General features: G+C 60.3%; 15 protein-coding genes and 7 tRNA genes. 5 read left to right on the top strand and 17 right to left on the bottom strand.

Going from position 1 to position 20,089, the window contains the following annotated elements; all coding sequences use genetic code 11:
* Positions 1 to 49: 49 nt before the first annotated feature.
* Positions 50 to 694: a 3-isopropylmalate dehydratase small subunit gene (gene leuD / locus B2Y33_RS22575; RefSeq protein ID WP_027916487.1), complete on the bottom strand. Its 645-nt coding sequence runs from the start codon at positions 692 to 694 to the stop codon at positions 50 to 52.
* On the bottom strand, positions 691 to 2,124 hold the full coding sequence (gene leuC, locus B2Y33_RS22570; RefSeq protein ID WP_027916486.1) for a 3-isopropylmalate dehydratase large subunit: 1,434 nt from the start codon (positions 2,122 to 2,124) through the stop codon (positions 691 to 693). The genes leuD and leuC overlap by 4 nt, the downstream gene beginning before the upstream one ends.
* 130 nt (positions 2,125 to 2,254) lie before the next feature.
* Between leuC and B2Y33_RS22565 the strand changes: the two genes are divergently transcribed.
* Together B2Y33_RS22565 and B2Y33_RS22560 are read left to right on the top strand one after the other, a co-directional pair.
* A complete protein-coding gene (locus B2Y33_RS22565) occupies positions 2,255 to 3,133 on the top strand; it encodes a LysR family transcriptional regulator (RefSeq protein ID WP_027916485.1) in 879 nt (292 codons plus the stop codon).
* Between the two features lie 56 nt (positions 3,134 to 3,189).
* Positions 3,190 to 6,474 (top strand): sensor domain-containing protein, encoded by a 3,285-nt coding sequence (locus tag B2Y33_RS22560; protein WP_206406101.1) that lies wholly within the window; start codon positions 3,190 to 3,192, stop codon positions 6,472 to 6,474.
* A gap of 66 nt (positions 6,475 to 6,540) precedes the next feature.
* Here the strand turns inward: B2Y33_RS22560 and B2Y33_RS22555 are convergent, their stop codons facing one another.
* The 10 genes from B2Y33_RS22555 to gltX all read right to left on the bottom strand — a co-directional run bounded on the left by B2Y33_RS22555 (position 6,541) and on the right by gltX (position 11,203).
* Positions 6,541 to 6,984: an Hsp20 family protein gene (locus tag B2Y33_RS22555; RefSeq protein WP_027916483.1), complete on the bottom strand. Its 444-nt coding sequence runs from the start codon at positions 6,982 to 6,984 to the stop codon at positions 6,541 to 6,543.
* A gap of 132 nt (positions 6,985 to 7,116) precedes the next feature.
* Positions 7,117 to 8,088, bottom strand: a complete 972-nt coding sequence (locus B2Y33_RS22550) for a tRNA dihydrouridine synthase (RefSeq protein WP_132579193.1) — start codon at positions 8,086 to 8,088, stop codon at positions 7,117 to 7,119.
* A 50-nt stretch (positions 8,089 to 8,138) separates the two neighbouring features.
* Positions 8,139 to 8,573: an acyl-CoA thioesterase gene (locus tag B2Y33_RS22545; protein ID WP_027916481.1), complete on the bottom strand. Its 435-nt coding sequence runs from the start codon at positions 8,571 to 8,573 to the stop codon at positions 8,139 to 8,141.
* A gap of 160 nt (positions 8,574 to 8,733) precedes the next feature.
* Positions 8,734 to 8,809, bottom strand: a tRNA-Glu gene (locus tag B2Y33_RS22540).
* Between the two features lie 42 nt (positions 8,810 to 8,851).
* Positions 8,852 to 8,927 (bottom strand) — tRNA-Ala (locus B2Y33_RS22535).
* 51 nt (positions 8,928 to 8,978) lie between these two features.
* A tRNA-Glu gene (locus B2Y33_RS22530) sits at positions 8,979 to 9,054 on the bottom strand.
* A 42-nt stretch (positions 9,055 to 9,096) separates the two neighbouring features.
* A tRNA-Ala gene (locus tag B2Y33_RS22525) sits at positions 9,097 to 9,172 on the bottom strand.
* A gap of 51 nt (positions 9,173 to 9,223) precedes the next feature.
* Positions 9,224 to 9,299, bottom strand: a tRNA-Glu gene (locus tag B2Y33_RS22520).
* Between the two features lie 73 nt (positions 9,300 to 9,372).
* Positions 9,373 to 9,448: transfer RNA gene (locus B2Y33_RS22515), tRNA-Ala, on the bottom strand.
* A 273-nt stretch (positions 9,449 to 9,721) separates the two neighbouring features.
* A complete protein-coding gene (gene gltX, locus B2Y33_RS22510) occupies positions 9,722 to 11,203 on the bottom strand; it encodes a glutamate--tRNA ligase (protein WP_027916480.1) in 1,482 nt (493 codons plus the stop codon).
* A gap of 18 nt (positions 11,204 to 11,221) precedes the next feature.
* On the opposite strand from gltX, the gene B2Y33_RS22505 reads away from it, so the two are divergent.
* On the top strand, positions 11,222 to 11,374 hold the full coding sequence (locus B2Y33_RS22505; RefSeq protein WP_157852874.1) for a hypothetical protein: 153 nt from the start codon (positions 11,222 to 11,224) through the stop codon (positions 11,372 to 11,374).
* Between the two features lie 17 nt (positions 11,375 to 11,391).
* On the opposite strand, the gene uvrB is transcribed toward B2Y33_RS22505, so the two are convergent.
* Positions 11,392 to 13,407 (bottom strand): excinuclease ABC subunit UvrB, encoded by a 2,016-nt coding sequence (gene uvrB, locus B2Y33_RS22500; protein ID WP_206406102.1) that lies wholly within the window; start codon positions 13,405 to 13,407, stop codon positions 11,392 to 11,394.
* Between the two features lie 283 nt (positions 13,408 to 13,690).
* On the opposite strand from uvrB, the gene B2Y33_RS22495 reads away from it, so the two are divergent.
* Both B2Y33_RS22495 and B2Y33_RS22490 read left to right on the top strand, forming a co-directional pair.
* A complete protein-coding gene (locus B2Y33_RS22495) occupies positions 13,691 to 14,887 on the top strand; it encodes an amino acid aminotransferase (protein WP_028688127.1) in 1,197 nt (398 codons plus the stop codon).
* A 61-nt stretch (positions 14,888 to 14,948) separates the two neighbouring features.
* Positions 14,949 to 15,024 (top strand) — tRNA-Asn (locus tag B2Y33_RS22490).
* A gap of 219 nt (positions 15,025 to 15,243) precedes the next feature.
* On the opposite strand, the gene B2Y33_RS22485 is transcribed toward B2Y33_RS22490, so the two are convergent.
* From B2Y33_RS22485 to B2Y33_RS22470, 4 genes are all read right to left on the bottom strand, one after another.
* Complete coding sequence (locus B2Y33_RS22485; protein WP_288633468.1) at positions 15,244 to 18,180, bottom strand: membrane-targeted effector domain-containing toxin; 2,937 nt, start codon at positions 18,178 to 18,180, stop codon at positions 15,244 to 15,246.
* Between the two features lie 120 nt (positions 18,181 to 18,300).
* On the bottom strand, positions 18,301 to 18,867 hold the full coding sequence (locus tag B2Y33_RS22480; protein ID WP_028688126.1) for a DUF1285 domain-containing protein: 567 nt from the start codon (positions 18,865 to 18,867) through the stop codon (positions 18,301 to 18,303).
* Positions 18,868 to 18,876: 9 nt separating this feature from the next.
* Complete coding sequence (locus tag B2Y33_RS22475) at positions 18,877 to 19,482, bottom strand: DUF4823 domain-containing protein (RefSeq protein ID WP_028688125.1); 606 nt, start codon at positions 19,480 to 19,482, stop codon at positions 18,877 to 18,879.
* Between the two features lie 100 nt (positions 19,483 to 19,582).
* Positions 19,583 to 20,089, bottom strand: a 507-nt coding sequence (locus B2Y33_RS22470) for a TetR/AcrR family transcriptional regulator (RefSeq protein ID WP_288633466.1), incomplete at its 5' end; no start/stop codon positions are given.

Below are 20,089 nucleotides of genomic sequence, written 5' to 3'. Positions count from 1 at the left end.
GCTTGCACCGACCTGCTGGCAAGCAGGCCGGTGAGCGCGTTCGCTTCAGTCAGGCGTCACGGAACAGCCAGGGTTGCGCAGCACGGTGCTTGCCCTCGAACGCCTTGATCGCATCGCTGTCCTGCAGGGTCAGGCCAATGTCGTCCAGGCCATTGAGCAGGCAATGCTTGCGGAATGCGTCGATCTCGAAGTGCAGCACCTTGCCGTCCGGACGTGTCACCGCCTGGGCCTGCAGGTCGATGGTCAGCTGGTAACCTGGCGCGGCTTCTACCTGCTTGAACAGCTCATCGACTTCTTCATCGCTGAGGATGATCGGCAGCAAGCCGTTCTTGAAGCTGTTGTTGAAGAAGATATCGGCAAAGCTTGGCGCGATGATGCTCCGAAAGCCGTACTCGTCCAGGGCCCAGGGGGCATGCTCACGGCTGGACCCGCAACCGAAGTTCTCGCGCGCCAACAACACGCTGGCGCCTTGATAGCGCGGATGATTGAGCACGAATTCTTCGTTTACCGGGCGCTTGCTGTTGTCCTGATAGGGCTGGCCTACGTCCAGGTAACGCCACTCGTCGAACAGGTTGGGGCCAAAGCCTGTGCGCTTGATCGACTTCAAGAACTGCTTGGGGATGATCTGGTCGGTATCGACGTTGGCACGGTCCAACGGCGCAACCAGGCCTATGTGCTGAGTGAAAGCTTTCATGCTGCGCTCCCTTGGATCAACTCGCGGACATCGATGAAGTGGCCGGTGACGGCGGCCGCGGCGGCCATGGCCGGGCTCACCAGGTGCGTGCGGCCACCTGCGCCCTGACGACCTTCGAAGTTACGGTTGGAGGTGGATGCACAGTGCTCGCCGCTTTCCAGCCGATCCGGGTTCATGGCCAGGCACATCGAGCAGCCTGGCTCGCGCCATTCGAAGCCGGCTTCGACGAATATCTTGTCCAGGCCTTCACGCTCGGCCTGAGCCTTCACCAGGCCCGAGCCGGGAACGACGATGGCTTGCTTGACGCTGCTCGCCACCTTGCGGCCCTTGGCGATCTGCGCTGCCGCGCGCAGGTCTTCGATGCGCGAATTGGTGCACGAGCCGATGAACACGCGATCCAGGTGGATATCGGTGATCGCCTGGTTGGCCTTCAGGCCCATGTACTTCAGGGCGCGCTCAATGGAGCCACGCTTGACCAGGTCGGCTTCGGCAGCCGGGTCCGGCACCCGCTGGTCGACGGCAAGCACCATTTCTGGCGAGGTACCCCAGCTGACCTGCGGCTTGATCTGCGTGGCATCGAGTTCGACCACGGTATCGAAAACGGCATCCTCATCGGACACCAGGTCTTTCCACGCCTGGACAGCACGCGTCCACTGCTCGCCCTTGGGCGAGTAAGGGCGGCCTTCGACATAAGCGATGGTGGTGGCGTCGGTGGCCACCAAGCCAACACGGGCACCGGCTTCGATGGACATGTTGCAGATGGTCATGCGGCCTTCCATCGACAGCTCGCGAATGGCACTGCCCGCAAACTCCATCGCGTGACCGTTGCCACCGGCAGTGCCGATCTTGCCGATCACCGCCAGGACGATGTCCTTGGCCGTGACACCCGGCGGCAGCTGGCCTTCGACGCGCACCAGCATGTTCTTCATCTTCTTGGCCACCAGGCACTGGGTAGCCAGTACGTGTTCGACCTCGGAGGTGCCGATGCCGTGGGCCAGCGCACCGAAGGCGCCGTGGGTGGAGGTGTGTGAGTCGCCGCAGACCACGGTCATGCCTGGCAAGGTAGCGCCTTGTTCGGGGCTGATGACGTGGACGATGCCCTGGCGCTCGTCGTTCATCTTGAATTCGACGATGCCGTATTCATCACAGTTCTCGTCGAGGGTCTGCACCTGCAGGCGCGACACCTGGTCGACAATGGCTTCGATCCCGCCCTTGCGCTCCGGGGTGGTCGGCACGTTGTGGTCGGGCGTGGCGATGTTGGCATCGATACGCCATGGCTTGCGCTTGGCCAGGCGCAGCCCTTCGAAAGCCTGCGGCGAGGTCACTTCATGGATGATGTGACGGTCGATGTAGATCAAGGACGAGCCGTCATCACGGCGCTTGACCTCGTGGGCTTCCCAGAGTTTGTCGTAGAGCGTTTTGCCAGCCATCAGACTGTTCCTCATCAGCGTCTTTCTATGCCAAAGACCCCTTGGCTTGTATGGGCGATGCTAGGGGGTTAGAGTGAATAACTCAAATTCATAATTTTTATCCTTTGGATAACCGAAAGGAATTCTCCCAATGGACTTGGCCAATCTCAGTGCATTTATCGCCATTGCGGAAACCGGCAGCTTTTCCAGTGCAGCCGAGCGTCTGTACCTGACCCAGCCTGCCGTCAGCAAGCGCATTGCTGGCCTGGAGCAGCAGTTGAGCACACGGTTGTTCGACCGCCTGGGCCGCGAGGTGACATTGACCGAAGCCGGGCGTGCACTGCTTCCCAGGGCCTACCAAATTCTCAACGTGCTTGAGGATACCCGACGGGCGCTGACCAATTTGTCAGGGGAAGTGGGGGGGCGGTTGACCCTGGCCACAAGCCACCACATCGGCCTGCACCGCCTTCCCCCATTATTGCGGGCTTTCACCCGCCAATACCCGGCAGTGGCGTTGGATATTCAGTTTCTGGATTCGGAACAGGCCTACGATGAGATTCTGCATGGTCGTGCCGAACTGGCGGTCATTACCCTCGCACCTGAGCCCCACCCCCTGATCAACGCGGTACCGGTATGGCAGGACGCGCTGGATTTCGTAGCCGCCCCCGAGCACCCATTGGCCAACAACGACGCCGTTACCCTTGCCGATGTGTCTTGCCACCCTGCGGTGTTTCCAGGAGGCAATACGTTCACCCACCACATTGTCCAGCGTCTGTTCGAAAGCCAAGGCCTGACACCGAACATCGCCATGAGCACCAACTACCTGGAAACCATCAAGATGATGGTATCGATCGGTCTGGCCTGGAGCGTGCTGCCGCGCACGATGCTTGACGACCAGGTGGCACCCATCGCCTTGCCCGGCATTGGGTTGTCCCGCCAGCTAGGCTACATTCTGCACACCGAGCGGACCCTGTCCAACGCCGCCAAGGCGTTCATGGCCCTGCTCGATGGCCATGCCGCAAGCGTCTGAACAGCCGTCTGCCCGGCCCCTTCAAGGATGTGCCCCATGCCAAAGGTCTGGTAACCATGCCCAAATCAGCAAACCGCTTCATGCGCCTGCCGCGAATCCATGCGGCAGACCCCGAGGCGTCGGAGCAGGCCTGGCAGAGTGCGCCGCAGCTGTTGGCCGCCTTGAATGGTGCGCGCCTGGGTGCGTGGCTTTGGGATATTGAAAGCGGCCGGGTAAGCTGGTCCCGGGGCACCCAGGCCCTGTTCGGTTTCGACCCGCTGCGCGCCCTGCCCGGAGACATCGATTACCTGGACCTGCTTGCCGAAGAGGACCGCGCGCGAACACGCAAGGCGTTCCAGGCGGTGTTCGATGGCGAACCGGTAGGGCGGGCCATGCGCCACCGCATTCGCTGGCCAGACGGCAGCCTGCATTGGCTGGAGATCAATGGCAGCCTGACCTGCGACCCGCACGGCAGGCCGCAGATGATTGGGGTGGTACGCGAGATCACGCGCCAGCGCGAGCGGGAAACTGCGCTGATGAACTCTGAAAAGCGCCTTGCCACCCTCTTCCACCTGAGCCCCAATGCCATCTTGTTGACCCGACGTCACGACGGCATGATCTTCGAAGTCAATCGGCACTTCGAGGATACATTCGCCTGGCCCGCCAGCCAGGTCATCGGCCGTACCAGCGTGGCGTTGGGGTTGTGGGCCGACGCCGCGCAACGCCAGCACATGCTCGATTCTTCGCGCCTTAACGGCGGCCCGCTGACCATGGAGGTGCAGTTTCGCGGCAGCGACGGCAAGGTCCACGACGGCATCCTTTGCACCCAGGGCATCGAGCTTGAAGGCACCACCTATCAGCTCAGTACTTTCGTCGACACCACCGAGCGAAAGCGCGCGGATCTTGCCCTCAAGGACAGCCAGGAGCGCCTTGACCTTGCGCTGGATTCGGCGCAGCTAGGCACGTGGGACTGGCACATTCCCAGCGGCATGCTCTATGGCTCAGCCCGGGCTGCACAGCTGCACGGGCTGCCGCCAGTAGCCTTTCACGAGTCCTTCGATGCGTTTTTCGAAGGCGTTCCGGAACAGGAACGCCTCTCCATGCGCAAGGCCTACAGCAGCCTGCGCGAAGGGCCGGCTGGCAATTATCAGTTCACCTACCGGGTACAGTTGGAGAATGGCGTTTCGCGGTATATCGAAAGCCGTGCGCGCTTGTACCGCGACGAGCACGGCAACCCTCTGCGCATGGCCGGCACCTTGCTCGACATCACCGACCAGGTTGAGCGCGAGCTTCGCCTGAGTGCCTCGGAGGAAAAGTTCGCCGGCCTGTTTCAAGTCAGCCCCGACCCTATCTGCGTCACGCGCCAGGACACGGGACAGTTCATCGAGATCAACCCCGCCTTCACCCATACCTTCGGTTGGACGACCGAGCAGTTGATCGGCCGCACGGCCCAAGAAATAGGCTTGTGGGCCGAATCGGCCCTGCGTGCGCACCGCATCGAACGGGTCATCCGCGAGCAGGCCCTGAGCAATGTTGCGTTGGTCGTCCATCACCGCAGTGGCGACGCCTTGACCTGCCTGATCTCCAGCCGCCTGATCACAGTGGACGGCCAACCCTGCAGCGTCACCACGCTGCGCGACATCACCCAACAACAGCGGGCAGAGGCAGCGCTCAAATCCAGCGAAGAGAAATTCGCCAAGGCGTTTCACTCAAGCCCGGACGCCATCACCATCACTGAATGCGCAACCGGGCGTTACCTGGAAATCAACGACGGTTTCTGCCGTTTGACCGGATACTCGGCGGGCGAGGTCGTCGGGCGCACCGTTTTCGACATCGGCATCTGGACCGATGCGCAACAGCGAACCACCCTGCTGGCCGAACTGCGCGAGCATGGCCGGGTACACCACCGAGAAATGCTGGGGCGCAACAAGCGCGGCGATCTCCTGACGGTAGAGGTGTCCGTGGAGCAGATCCTGCTCAACGACGTGCAGTGCCTGCTGATGACCGCGCGGGACGTCAGCCAACTGAAACACGCCCAGGCACAGATCCGTCACCTTGCCTACCACGACCCGCTGACCAATCTTCCGAACCGTGCTCTGCTGATGGAGCGGCTGGGTCAGCAGATCGCCTTGCTCAAGCAGCGCAATCTGCGCGGCGCCCTGCTTTTCCTCGATCTGGACCATTTCAAGCACATCAACGACTCGCTGGGCCATCCGGTCGGTGATGCAGTGCTCAAGATCATCACGGCCAGACTAGAGGCCAGTGTACGTGTAGAGGATACCGTGGCACGGCTGGGCGGTGACGAGTTCGTGGTACTGCTCAGCGGCCTGGAAGGCGATCGTGATGAGGTCGAGGATACGGTTCGCCAGTTGGCTGACACCCTACGCGCGCTGCTGGCCCAGCCCATGTCACTCGACGGCCAACGCCTGCAGGTGACCCCCAGCATTGGCGTGGCCTTGATCCCGGACCACGGCACAACGCCTGCCGACCTGCTCAAACGCGCCGACATCGCGCTTTACCGCGCCAAGGACTCCGGGCGCAATACGACTCAACTGTTTCATGCCAGCATGCAGAAGGCGGCCAGCGAACGCCTGCGCATGGAGAGTGATCTACGCCTGGCGCTGGCCCGTGGCGAAATGGCCTTGCATTACCAACCGCAGGTCGACGCCCGCGACAACCGGATCGTCGGTGCCGAGGTGCTGCTGCGCTGGCACCACCCTCAACTCGGCCAGCAGTCGCCGGGCCAGTTCATTCAGGTCCTTGAGGAAAGCGGGTTGATTCTGGAGGTGGGCAATTGGGTACTCGATGAGGCTTGCGTTGCCTGCGCCCACCTGCTGGCCGACGGCTTGATAGATGCCGACGATTTCAGCCTGTGCGTCAACATCAGCCCGCGGCAATTTCGCCAGAAAGATTTTGTTGGCCGCGTCCTGCGCAGCCTCGACGACAGTCAGTTGTCCAGGAAACTGCTCAAGCTCGAGATCACCGAAGGTATCGTCATTCAGAACCTGGAAGACACCATTGCCAAGATGCGGGAGTTGCAAAGCCATGGGGTAACGTTTGCCATGGACGACTTTGGCACGGGGTATTCCTCGCTGACCTACCTCAAACGCCTGCCCGTCGATGCACTGAAGATTGACCAGACATTCGTCCGTGACGTAACGATAGACCCCAACGATGCTGAAATCGTCCGCGCCATCGTCGCCATGGCGCTTAGCCTTGGGCTTGCGGTAATCGCCGAGGGCGTAGAGCTGACCGAACAGCTGGCGTTTCTGGAAAAACTGGGGTGTCACCTGTACCAGGGCTACCTGCACAGCCGGCCTTTGCCGCTACAAGCGTTCCGGCGACTGTTGCAAGCGCCCTGAAGTGATCGCGCGCCTGCACAACGCAAGAAGGGCACCCTGGGGTGCCCTTCTTGGTGATGCGCTGGATCAGTTCAGCGCGGGTTGCTCGCCGTTGATTGGGATGCGCTTGGCCTTGGCTTCTTCAGGCACGATACGCAGCAGATCGATGCTAAGCAGACCGTTGGCCAAGCCCGCTGCCTTGACCTCGATGTGGTCAGCCAGGCGGAAGGAGAGCTTGAAGGCGCGCTGGGCAATGCCCTGGTGCAGGTATGTCACTTCTGCCGAGCCATTGTCACGCTTGCCACCGGTCACGGTGAGCACGCCTTTTTCGACCTGAAGGTCGAGATCCTCTTCCTGGAAACCAGCCGCGGCAACCACGATGCGGTACTGGTCATCACCGTGCTTTTCCACATTGTAGGGCGGGTAGCTGCTACCAGCCTCATTACGTGCCGCGGATTCGAACAGGTCATTGAAGCGGTCGAAACCAACGGAGTGGCGGAACAGTGGTGCAAGAGAGAAAGCGGTAGTCATGGTCATAACTCCTGAGATATCAGCAAGTAAGTCATTACGCGACCCGAATTCGGCATCGCGTACTCAAGAGATAAGGTCCATCAAGGCGCTTTCAAGGGCCGTGCAAAAAAAATTTTCGCCTGTGCCAGGTGGTCACGCCACCTGCGCTTGATCTGCCGTCGACGCCACGCCAAGCAAGCGCCCGATGCGCGCGCAGTCATCTTCGCGGCGCAGCTCGGCGAACAGCAGCACGGCCTCAGGGTAGCTGCGCGTCAACATGGCGACCCATTGCTTCATTCGTCCCGGGGCGTATCGGGGTGATAGTTTGGCCTGGGCTTGAAGCCAGAACGCCTGAAGTAGCGGCAGCAATTGCTCCCAACCCATGGCCTGGTAGGGCGTTCCGGCATTGGCTGCGGCAATCTGCACACCCAGGTCAGGGCGAGAAACCAGGCCACGCCCCAGCATGATGTTCTCAGCGCCGCTGACTTCCCGGCAGCGACGCCAGTCGTCGACCGTCCATATCTCGCCATTGGCGAACACCGGCACCTTGACCACGTCCTGCACGCGCGCCACCCACTCCCAGTGCGCGGGCGGCTTGTAGCCTTCAACCTTGGTCCGGGCATGTACCACCAAATGGGCCGCCCCGCCCTCAGCCAGGGCCACGCCACAGTCCAGCGCCCCATCCGGGGTGTCGAAACCCAGGCGCATCTTGGCGGTGACGGGGATCGCGGCAGGCACCGCGCGCCGGACCTCGCGGACAATGGCGTGGAGCAACTCAGGCTCCTTGAGCAGCACCGCCCCACCCCGGGACTTGTTCACCGTCTTGGCGGGGCAGCCAAAGTTGAGGTCGATGACCGGGGCGCCCAGCTCGCAGGCCAATGCAGCGTTATCGGCAAGGCACGCTGGGTCGGACCCCAGCAGTTGCACGCGCATGGGCACGCCTGCCGCCGTATGCGCGCCGTTGCTCAGCTCGGGGGCCAATTTATGGAACGAGGAGGCTGGCAGCAGGCGATCACAGACGCGGATGAATTCACTGACGCACCAATCGACGCCGCCTACGCGGGTCAGTACGTCTCGCAGAATGTTGTCGACCAGCCCCTCCATGGGGGCCAGGGCAATTTGCATGGAATGATCTCGGCGCAAAAGGCGGCAGTCTAGCAAAATTTAGGCGTGCTTCAGGCGGGCATCAGCGCTGGCCCGTAGCCGTCCAGAAATTCGGCAGGCATGCGCTTGGGTTTGCCAGTAGACAGCTCGATACACGCAAAGGTGGTCCGGGCGCGAAGCAAGGTCATCCCATCACGCGCACGACGCAGCTGAAACCGTCGGGTCATGCGCAGACGCTGATCCCAGTCGACGATCCAGGTGGCTAACTCCAATTCGTCACCTTCGTAAGCGGCGGCGAGGTAATCGATTTCGTGACGGACCACCGCCATGGCGCGATCAAGCAGGCGATACGCCGCAAGGTCCAACCCCAGGCGTTGGGAATGTCGCCAGGCGCAACGTTCTAGCCAAGTGACGTAGACGGCATTGTTGGCATGCCCCAGTCCATCGATGTCTTCGCTGCCGACAAGCACGTCGATTATGAAAGGTGTGGGCAGGTCCCAGCTCATGTTCATGTCCCATGGGGCAAAAAGGGAATTTAGCAGTGAGCGGACCAGAAATGTCCACCCCAGAAGGAAGAGCGGCGTTAGGGATTTTTTAGTAGAAAAAACAAAAGGCCCATTCAATATGCGAATGAGCCTTTAAAGTCCCGCAAAACGCGGGTAAACGTGGCGTCCCCTAGGGGACTCGAACCCCTGTTACCGCCGTGAAAGGGCGGTGTCCTAGGCCACTAGACGAAGGGGACGTAACCTTCGCAAAAGTCTGCAATGCAAACCCTGGCAGTAATTGGTGGAGCTAAGCGGGATCGAACCGCTGACCTCCTGCATGCCATGCAGGCGCTCTCCCAGCTGAGCTATAGCCCCAGATTTCTAGCCTCGCGGCCCAGCAATGTCGAAACACTGCTTGTGTAAAACTGGCGTCCCCTAGGGGACTCGAACCCCTGTTACCGCCGTGAAAGGGCGGTGTCCTAGGCCACTAGACGAAGGGGACATAACCTTCGCAAAAGTTTGCAATGCAAACCTTGGCAGTAATTGGTGGAGCTAAGCGGGATCGAACCGCTGACCTCCTGCATGCCATGCAGGCGCTCTCCCAGCTGAGCTATAGCCCCAGATTTCTAGCCTCGCGGCCCAGCCATGCCGAAACATCGCTTGTGTGAAACTGGCGTCCCCTAGGGGACTCGAACCCCTGTTACCGCCGTGAAAGGGCGGTGTCCTAGGCCACTAGACGAAGGGGACGAACCTTCTTACCTTCAAGAACGTGCTGCTAGTGCCCGTTCTACGTGTCAGCCATTGGCTGACAACAGGAATTTGGTGGAGCTAAGCGGGATCGAACCGCTGACCTCCTGCATGCCATGCAGGCGCTCTCCCAGCTGAGCTATAGCCCCACAGAGTCACGCTGAACCGATACGCTGGCTGGGTGCCTGGCGTTTCGTTTATGTTCATCGCTGTGGACGGGGCGCATATTAAGATCCAGGTGCAGGCCTGTCAAACTAAATCTTCAAAAAAACCAAAAGTTTTTTCACAGATAACAATCACTTACCGCCCTGCCCCGCAATATCGGTTTATCGGGCGGGCCAGACCAGCCTGCAACGCTGGATCCATTGCACACGGCAGCGGCCGACCGTCGTGGGAACGACGGCCTGCCCGCCTGCCTCATCTCAAGCGATGGTAGCCAGCTGCTTTTCCCATTCCTTGTTTTCTTTCTTGGAAACACCGCCCAGCAAATCCAAGGCCTGACGCAGACGATAGCGGGTCAGGTCAGGGCCGAGGATTTCCATGGCATCGAGCACCGACACCGAGCTTGCCTGCCCGGTGATGGCGGCGAACATCAAGGGCATGGCGTCACGCAGCTTCAGTTCCAATGCATCGACCACGCTCTGAATGCAACCGGTGATGCGCTCTTTTTCCCACTGACGCAGGCTCTCAAGCTTCCACAGGATCAACTGCAGGACCTGGCGCACCTGATCGGCCGACAATTTCTTGCTTTCGAACAGCTTGGTGTCAAGCTTCAGTGCGCCTTCGAAGAAGAACCCGCCCAAAGGCACCACCTGGCTGAACGTTTCAACCCGGCCCTGCACATGCGGCGCGATTTTCATCATGTAGTCGCTGTTGAACGCCCATTTCTGCAGGCGCTGGGCAAAGGCTTCCACAGGGAGCTCACGCAGCCATTGGCCGTTGAGCCAGGAGAGCTTCTCGATGTCGAAGATCGGCCCGCCCAGCGAAACGCGGGACAGGTCGAAGTGCTCGACCATTTCGGCCAGCGAGAACTTCTCGCGCTCATCTGGCATGGACCAGCCCATCCGGCCCAGGTAGTTGAGCATGGCTTCGGGCATGAAGCCCATGCGCTCGTAGAACGTCACCGACGTCGGGTTCTTGCGTTTGGAAAGCTTGGACTTGTCCGGGTTGCGCAGCAGGGGCATGTAGCACAGCTTGGGTTGTTCCCAACCGAAGTACTCGTACAACTTGATCAACTTGGGCGCCGACGGCAACCACTCTTCACCGCGCAGTACGTGGGTGATGCCCATCAGGTGATCGTCGACCACGTTGGCCAGGAAGTACGTGGGCAGGCCATCGTTTTTCATCAACACCTGCATGTCCATGCGATCCCACGGGATCTCCACGTCACCGCGCAACATGTCCGGCACCACGCACACGCCCTCGGCGGGCACTTTCATGCGGATTACATGGGGCTCGCCTGCGTCCAGCCGGCGTTGCACTTCGTCGGCGCTCAGCAGCAACGCTCGCCCATCGTAACGAGGCGTCTCGCCGCGGGCCTGCTGTTCGGCGCGCATCTGCTCCAGCTCCTCGGCGGTGCAGAAGCAATAGAACGCATGGCCGGCGTCGACCAGCTGCTTGGCGTACTGGGCATAGATTTCACCGCGCTCACTCTGCCGATACGGGCCATGTGGGCCACCCACGTCCGGGCCCTCGTTCCATTCGATGCCCAGCCAACGCAACGCATCGAAGATCTGCTGCTCAGACTCGCGCGTGGAGCGCAGCTGATCGGTGTCCTCGATGCGCAGGATGAACTCGCCGCCGTGCTGTTTGGCGAAGCAGTAGTTGAACAGGGCGATGTAGGCGGTGCCGACATGGGGGTCGCCGGTAGGCGATGGCGCGATACGCGTGCGTACGGTGGTCATGGGAGTCTCGAACGAAAGATGAAACAAAGCCTCGATGTTAGCAGGTGGCAGGCACCGGGCTCCAGCGATGCGGTGAACCTGAGCTGGCCCCCCCATGATGCCGAGCCCACGGTAGGCCATACCGTGGGTGGCTTGGGTGCAGCGCGGTCTCGCCTGATCGATGCGCAGTGAATGCCGACCGCCAGGCATCAACTTGCGATCAGGCGATCTCGCAACTGGGTGATCTCGTCACGCAACTGGGCGGCGGCTTCGAACTCCAGGTCACGGGCGTATTGCATCATCTTGTCTTCGAGCTGCTTGATACGCTTGTTGATTTCGCCTGGGGTGCGCAACTCGGCCTCGTAACGCGCGCTCTCCTCTGCCGCCTTGGCCATCCCCTTGCGTTTCTTGCTGCGAGCGCCCGGGACGGTCGCACCTTCAAGGATATCGGTGATGTCCTTGACCACGCTTTTGGGCACGATACCGTGCGCTTCGTTGAAGGCGATCTGCTTTTCTCGACGTCGCTCGGTCTCGTCAATGGCCCGCTGCATCGAACCGGTTATGGCGTCGGCATATAGAATCGCCCGACCATTGAGGTTACGCGCAGCCCGGCCAATCGTCTGGATCAGCGAACGCTCGGAGCGCAGGAAGCCTTCCTTGTCCGCATCGAGGATGGCGACCAGCGAAACCTCGGGCATGTCCAGGCCTTCGCGCAACAGGTTGATGCCGACCAGGACATCGAACGTGCCCAGGCGCAAGTCGCGGATGATCTCGACCCGCTCCACGGTGTCGATGTCAGAGTGCAGGTATCGCACCCGTACATCATGGTCTGCCAGGTAATCGGTCAAGTCCTCGGACATGCGCTTGGTCAAGGTGGTGGCCAGCACCCGCTCGCCCAGGGCCACGCGCTTGCGGATCTCCGAGAGCAGGTCATCTACCTGGGTCAGCGCAGGGCGTATTTCGATCTGCGGGTCGACCAGGCCAGTGGGACGCACCACCTGCTCGACGACGCGCCCAGCATGCGCCTCTTCATAAGGGCCGGGCGTGGCGGACACGAAGATGGTCTGCGGGCTGACGCTCTCCCATTCGTCGAAGCGCATGGGGCGGTTGTCCAGCGCCGACGGTAGACGAAACCCGTACTCCACCAGCGTTTCCTTGCGTGAGCGGTCCCCTTTGTACATGGCGCCCACCTGGGGAACGCTGACGTGCGACTCATCGATGACCAGCAGTGCGTCGGCGGGCAGATAGTCATACAGCGTAGGTGGGGGCGCACCGGCAGGACGACCGGACAAGTAGCGAGAGTAGTTTTCGATACCGTTGCAGTAACCCAGCTCCATGATCATTTCCAGGTCAAAGCGGGTACGCTGCTCAAGACGCTGAGCCTCCACGAGCTTGTTGGCCTTGTGCAGGTACTCAAGCCGGTCGGCCAACTCTTCCTTGATACCCTCAACCGCCTGAAGCAGCGTTTCTCGCGGCGTCACGTAGTGGCTCTTGGGGTAGAACGTGAACCTTGGCAACTTGCGCAGGATTTCGCCTGTCAGCGGATCGAACGCGGCAATGTTTTCCACCTCGTCGTCGAACAGCTCGACGCGTATGGCTTCGAGGTCCGATTCGGCCGGGTAGATGTCGATGACATCCCCACGCACTCGGAAGGTGGCACGGGCGAAATCCATTTCATTGCGGGTGTACTGCAAGTCGGCCAGTCGGCGTAGCAACGCGCGCTGGTCGAGCTTGTCGCCACGGTCGATGTGCAACACCATCTTGAGGTAGGTTTCAGGACTGCCCAGGCCATAGATGCAGGACACGGTGGTGACGATGATCGCATCGCGCCGCTCGAGCAGCGCCTTGGTCGCCGAAAGGCGCATCTGCTCGATATGGTCGTTGATCGAGGCATCCTTCTCGATGAAGGTGTCCGATGAGGGCACATAGGCTTCGGGTTGATAGTAGTCGTAGTAGGAAACGAAGTACTCCACCGCATTGTTGGGGAAGAATGCCTTGAACTCGCCGTACAACTGCGCCGCCAGCGTCTTGTTCGGTGCCAGGACCAACGTGGGGCGCTGCACCTGCTGGATGACGTTGGCGATGCTGAAGGTCTTGCCAGAGCCGGTCACCCCCAGCAGAGTCTGGTGCGCCAACCCCGCCTCGATGCCCTCGACCATTTGCCGAATGGCCTCTGGTTGATCGCCTGCTGGCTGGAACCGGGTAACGAGCTGGAACTCGGACATGTCGAACCTCGCGGTGCTGCACTGTAAATTTAGCCAGTAGTCTATACCCAAATGGGCACGCCGGGGGACGCTTTGAAGGCCCAACGGTGACCCCGTGTTACGGTGGACAGGGCAAAGGCCGCAAGGGTCGAAAATTTTTTGCGCAAATAGTCGTAAAAGCGGCGTCGCAGTGTCGCCGTGACCGTACCGGATCACTATACTGACTCCCCGTTTGTGCCCCGCTTCAGTGCATTCGGCTGGAGCGGATACCTCCCCTTACACTCCTATCCGAGCCAAGGTAACAATGAGCCTGTTTTCCGCTGTCGAGCTGGCACCCCGCGACCCCATCCTGGGCCTCAACGAAGCATTCAATGCCGACCCACGCACCGACAAGGTGAACCTGGGGGTGGGCGTCTACTGCAATGAGGAAGGCCGCATTCCGCTGCTGCGGGCTGTGATCGAAGCCGAGACCCAGCGTGCCGCCCAGCATGCCTCGCGTGGCTACCTGCCGATCGACGGCATCGCGACCTATGACCAAGCGGTGCAGAAACTGCTGTTCGGTGCCCAGTCCCCGTTGCTGTCCGATGGCCGGGTTGTGACTGTCCAGGCAGTGGGCGGTACGGGCGCACTGAAGATCGGCGCCGACTTCCTCAAGCGTGTATCCCCCGAGGCCGTGGTAGCCATCAGCGACCCGAGCTGGGAAAACCACCGTGCGCTGTTCGAATCAGCGGGCTTCCCGGTTCATACCTATCGGTACTATGACGCCCCGACCAACGGCGTCAATCGGGCAGGCATGCTCGAAGACCTCGAGGCGTTGCCCGCAGGCTCCATCGTCGTGTTGCATGCCTGCTGCCATAACCCGACCGGGGTGGACCTGGACCTGGAAGACTGGAAGAACGTCCTGCAAGTGGTCAAGACCAAAGGTCATGTGCCCTTCCTGGACATGGCCTACCAGGGCTTTGGAGACGGCATCGACGAGGACGCCTTTGCCGTACGCCTGTTTGCCGAGTCGGGCCTTGAGTTCTTCGTCTCCAGCTCGTTCTCCAAATCGTTCTCCTTGTACGGTGAGCGCGTGGGCGCCCTGTCGATCGTGACGGCCTCCAAAGACGAAAGCACGCGCGTGCTGTCCCAGGTCAAGCGGGTTATTCGTACCACCTACTCCAACCCCCCCACCCATGGCGCCACCATCGTGGCGACGGTGCTCAACAGCGCAGAGCTGCGGCAGATGTGGGAAACCGAGCTGGCAGAAATGCGCGAGCGCATTCATGGCATGCGCAAGCAGATGGTCGAGTTGCTGGCTCATTACGGTGCCAAGCGCGACTTCAGCTTCGTGGGTCGCCAGGTCGGCATGTTCTCCTACTCGGGCCTGACCGTGGAGCAAGTGGCTCGGCTGAAGAACGAGTTCGGCATCTACGCGCTGGACACTGGCCGCATAGCCGTGGCTGCGCTGAACCAGAACAATATCCACGTCGTGACCAAAGCCATCGTTGAAGTGCTGTAACTGATTGATTTCGCAGGGGTGACTTGACTTACCCCTGCTGTTGAGTAAGATACGTGCACATTCCGCGATAGCTCAGTCGGTAGAGCAAATGACTGTTAATCATTGGGTCCCTGGTTCGAGTCCAGGTCGCGGAGCCAGATAATCAAGATCCTTCACAGGGTTTTGAAAATAATCCAAAAACGCCGCTTTGAGGGATGTTGTCAAACAGACATACCCAAAGCGGCTTTTTTGTGCCCGCTGTGGATATGCCCGTGTCTTTTGCCCAGGTCAGTGCTCATCGCATGATCCGCATGGCATGGGTGCCGTTCAGGCGCTCCATGAGGCGTAGGCCAAATGCACGCCTCCCGCGCATCGACTCATCTCGTCAACACATACTGCAACCCATGATGCTCCAGCAGGGTACGTATCTCTCGCAGGCTTGCTAGCCGTCGCTCACTGACCCATGGCCACTCGGGCCGCTGGATATAAAAACGTTCACCTTCCTGGACGATGGGCGTGTACACCAACCCACCCGTGCGGCTGCGATGCACCAACTGCAACTGGCCATCGGTGCTCTCGAACGTGAATGCACCGTTATGCTTGAGCATGGCCGCCACTTCCTCACCGACCGGCTTCGCCGCTTTAATCGGTACTTGCAGGCGAAGATCGCTTTTGACCCGGCGTACCTCCATGACGTAATCAATGGCCGCCAGCCCAGGGTCGGCACCGATACCGCCGGGCATACCTACCTCAATGTCCTCGACGCGCAAACTGATTGCGCCCTGAAGTTCGCTTACGCCGCGCACGCCTTCAAAGTCGCTGGCGTGGCTATTTCCCACCAGCGCAACCCACCGGCTTGGGCCTCGGACCGCCTGGTCCGCCTCGATGATTTCATGGGCGTAGAAGTTCATCATTTGCTGCCTGATCACCGCCGATGGCGGGTTGTCCCAGGCCTGGCGGTAGCTGGCCATGCAGTCGATGGACTGGATACGGATGCCGGACTTCTGCGCCGCAATCAGCACGTTGCGAAACGAGTAGCGGCCTGCCAGATCGACCCCATGACCTTCATCCAGATTATTCACATAGGTGCTCAACCGGGCGGGCATCTTGCCCGAGCGTTTGAACACATCGAGGTCGGCCTGATGAAAGTCGGTCATGAAATGCTCCAGGTAGAGCACCTTGATCTTTTCGCGCTTGAGCAGAGGCATGTTGTCTATCAGAAACTGCTTGCTGCCCAGCCCTGAATGGCTTTCACCGATGACCAGCCCTTCACTGTTCTGGTAGAGGCTGCGGATGATCAGCTTGGCACTGGCGTCACGAGGCATAGCCGTTATTGCGGGCCGCGCGGGCGGTATGACATTTTCAAGATAGGCAACGGCGTCGGTGGCAAGTGCGTCGCGGCTGGCACGGAATGCCTGGTAGCTCGCTTCTACCTGAGCATCGGAGCTGCTCATGATTCCACTTAGCGCGCGTTCATCTACCGGGGCATTGGCGGCATGCTCAAGCAGAGGACGGGTTTCACGCGGAATCTCGTAGGGCATTTCAGGCAGGGCCTGCACAGCAGCTGCGTTGCTTGGCCGCCCCCAGGCCCCAAGCAACTTGCGTGGCAATCCGCCACCCTGCAAGCCTGAGCGCTGTAGAGGTTGCCACTGGCCGTCCGCTGTCATATGGATGGGCAGGTTGCGATAGAACGAGTACGGATTCTGCGGGTCGATGACCACCCAGCTGCCCATCTGCTGCACATAACGGACCTCGAAGGGTTGCTGGTCAATCAGCGCATAGAACTTGCCATCCTGCAGATAGATACCCTCCTGCCCGCCACTCCCAGACTGGGCGCTGAGGATGATGTTGGTTTCAAAAGGTGCCAGCAGGTCTTCATGGCTAACCGGGCGGAACGGCTCAGGGACCCAGGCTTCAATTTCGGCGGGTGTCGCCGGGGCCGCCTCCTCTTGCTCAACGGCCAGGGTGCTGCCCTCAGGCACCTGTGGATCAATCAGCGTTTCCTCGGCGCCTGCACCTACGGCACCGGCCAGCATGGCGGCGTTGAACAAGGTGTCGATGGCCGCCAAGATCGCGCCGGTCACACCGGCCTGCCGCTCGCTCGTGGTATGACCGTTGACAGCCTGGTCGATGTTCAGCCCCATATCGGCAAGCCCTGCGCCGACCACAGCCAGTGCGATCGGCCAGTCGACAGCTGCCATGGGCCCTGCTACTTGGCCGAACGCCTTGAGATAGCCGATCCACAGCTGTTTGCGCAGGTCCGCGTTGCTGCGCAGGGCGAACTGTGCGTCGTCGGTCATGCGCTGGCGCGCGGCGTCGCGCAGGTGACTGAACGCATCGCCCGGCAGGGTGGCATCGAGCTGATTGAGGCACTCGTGATCATCACCGCCCCAATTGAAGAACAGTAGATCGATCAGGTGATTGAGGCCAAGGCGATCATCTTTTTGGGCACGGCTGGACAACGGAAAGTGCGCCACGAAGCGCGCCCGGTTTTCGGCTTCGTTGGTATTGTTCAACACCCACCAGTAGAGGTCCTTACGCGTTGGGAAAAGATGCAGTGCGTTGGTTTCACCTGGGGTGTACAGCAGTTGCGAACCATCCTCCAGCACAATGCGCAGAAAGTCGCTCGCAATGTGCCCGCCAATGTCGAAGGTACACACGCGATAACCCGCGGCCGGCGGTACAACCGCCTGAAGTTGCTCCAACGTGGGTGATGCAATATCAAGACCTGCCAGCGCAGTGGCGACGCGGCGAACATGCTGGGCCAGCGCCGTGCTGCTGTCGGCCGCGCAAATTTCGATCACCTTGGCGAGGAAGTTGACTTTCGCCAGTACACGATAGTGCTCAGCATGTTCTTGCCAAAACGCCTGAAGCCGATGGTGAAATTGGGTACTGAAGTCGATTTGCCAGAAATCCTCGAGCACAGCCTGGGGCTCCAGACGGATCTCATTGTGCTCGTCATAAAAACCGGGGCCAGGGCCGTTACTGTAAAAGCCGGTCAGGTAACTGAGCAGGTCGCTGTTATCCTGGTCATGGACGTCGAAACGGTGCATGACCAACTGCGGCAGTGTGAAGGATTGGACAGGCGGGTCCAGGTGCTGCCACCCACTGAAGGTGCGAGGGCTGCTCTGGGCGGTTTCGAAACGGTTGAGGTAGACCTGGTCAGGGTCAAGGTGTGACAAGTTGTGTTTGCTCAACAACCCAACAGCTGTGTCGCGGGCCAACTGGCGCATATCAGGACAGGCTGCTACAAGTGGAGCAGCGATGGCGCGTAGCTGGGATTCGACGGGTGGGGTCAGAATCTGCAGGCCCATGGCGAGGTTCCTCACGGTGTAAAACCGTGAGGTTGAGCCATTACCGTACGTTTTGAGCGCTAGTTATCAACCACCTTCCACACGGTCTTCATGCCCCAGTGAAGTGCGGTGAAGCGTGACTCAGGGATAATCCACCTGCCCTATGGGATAGAACTCACCCCGGCTCCACACGCCCAACCATTGCTGATCTGCGATTTGCCGCGCAACGGCCAACTCGACCAGCTGATAGAAGACATTACGGTGAATCAACGCCTCAAGATTGCTGCGCATCAGCACATAAGGCGAAGGCGCCTGGGTGACGGGGTCAGTCACCACCCGCAGCGGATGGTCAGGCCCTGCTTCGACCTGATCATCCACATTGTTGGTGAAGCGTAACACCTGCTGCTCCCCCTCCCCCGTCACTTCCAGGGCCACGGCAACGAACGGTGCATCGTCGACTTTGATGCCGACCTTCTCGACTGGCGTTACCAGAAAGTAATCATCACCGTCGCGGCGGATGATCGAAGAAAAGAGCTTCACCATCGGCTTGCGGCCGATAGGCGTGCCCAAGTAATACCACGTTCCGTCCCGTGCGATACGCATGTCGATGTTGCCGCAGAAATCGGGATTCCAGAGGTGCACAGGCGGCAAGCCCTTGGACGTTGGAAGCTGTGTCAGCAGGTCATTGGCCTTGCCCGTCTCATTCATCGCAGTGCCTCATCGACTCATGCCAAGAAGGCTACGAGCGTACTCGCGCATGGGCGCAGCAAGCAAATCCCTGGGCGTCTGGTCGTGGAACGTCAACAAACCGCCACGGCTTTTGATACGGACCGTGTCTATCAGGTAGCGGGTACTGGTTTCGATGAGCATCATCTGTACCACGCCGCTATCCCAACCCAGTCGGTCCACGGCCTGTTCGTCGTACCACTCGTCCCCATTGCCAATGCGGTCATCGGTACGAGCGAAACGGGTATAGAGCACGTAATCGGCCCCAAATGAGCGTGCCTGCGCAATGGCCTCTTCCAGGCCCAGCGGTGCCTCGGCACGGCGTAGCATCGGGAAATACTCAACGAAGCTTTTGAAGGCCTCTTCGGCCACCGCATTCTGCTGCGGGACCGGGCCTTTACCGGGCGGCACGAATGCACCTTGCCCAATGAAGATAAAGGAATCGGGCTGCAGTCGGATCGACAGCGTACGACGGGTATCGCTGTGATCCAGCAGGCCGGCATCGCTCATGTGGTAGCGAACACCTTCCCCCATATCACTTACTTTCATGCACCCGCCCAACGCCGCAAGCGTCAGCACCAAGACCAGGCTCCGCATCATTCCTCCAAGGGCCGGCGTCAAAAAAGCCGGCGAATGGCTGACGAATGCAGCTTTTGCGCCAGTTTTGGGTTGGCCACACGCCTGGGCCGGTGCTGACTCAGCTGGCTGGGTCGGGGTCGCGCTTGCGTTTGTTGCCCATGCGTACGCCGATGTCCATCAGGAACTGGAAGAAGCCTTCTTGATCTTCCAGCACATTGCTCCAGAACGGGGAGTGATAGAGCGCTACCGCCCCATGGACCAATGCCCAGGCGGCACAATAGTGGAAATAAGGGGGTACATCTTCAAGCTTGCCCTCACTGATGCGACCTTTGATCAGTTGCGTGAGGCGGTCGAAGTTGGAGGCGCGAATGCTATGCAGTTGCTCGACCATTTCCGGCACTTGGTTACCCTTGACTACCTTCTCTTCCAGACGATCGAAGAGCCTGTAGCGTTGCGGGTCGCGCATGCGAAATTCGAAGTAGGCACGAGACAGGGCTTCCTTGTCGCGGTCTACATCGGCCGAATGCAGAAGCTCATTGAGGTCGCGCTCGTAGTCGAGCATCAGGCGCAGGTAGATCTCTGCCTTGGACTTGAAATGCTTGTAGATCGTGCCTTTGCCGATACC

Source organism: Pseudomonas sp. UBA5666 (assembly GCF_002420785.1).
Lineage (GTDB): Bacteria > Pseudomonadota > Gammaproteobacteria > Pseudomonadales > Pseudomonadaceae > Aquipseudomonas > Aquipseudomonas fulva.
Note: the sequence above shows the minus strand (reverse complement) of the source record. Positions and strands in the feature narration are given on the sequence as shown.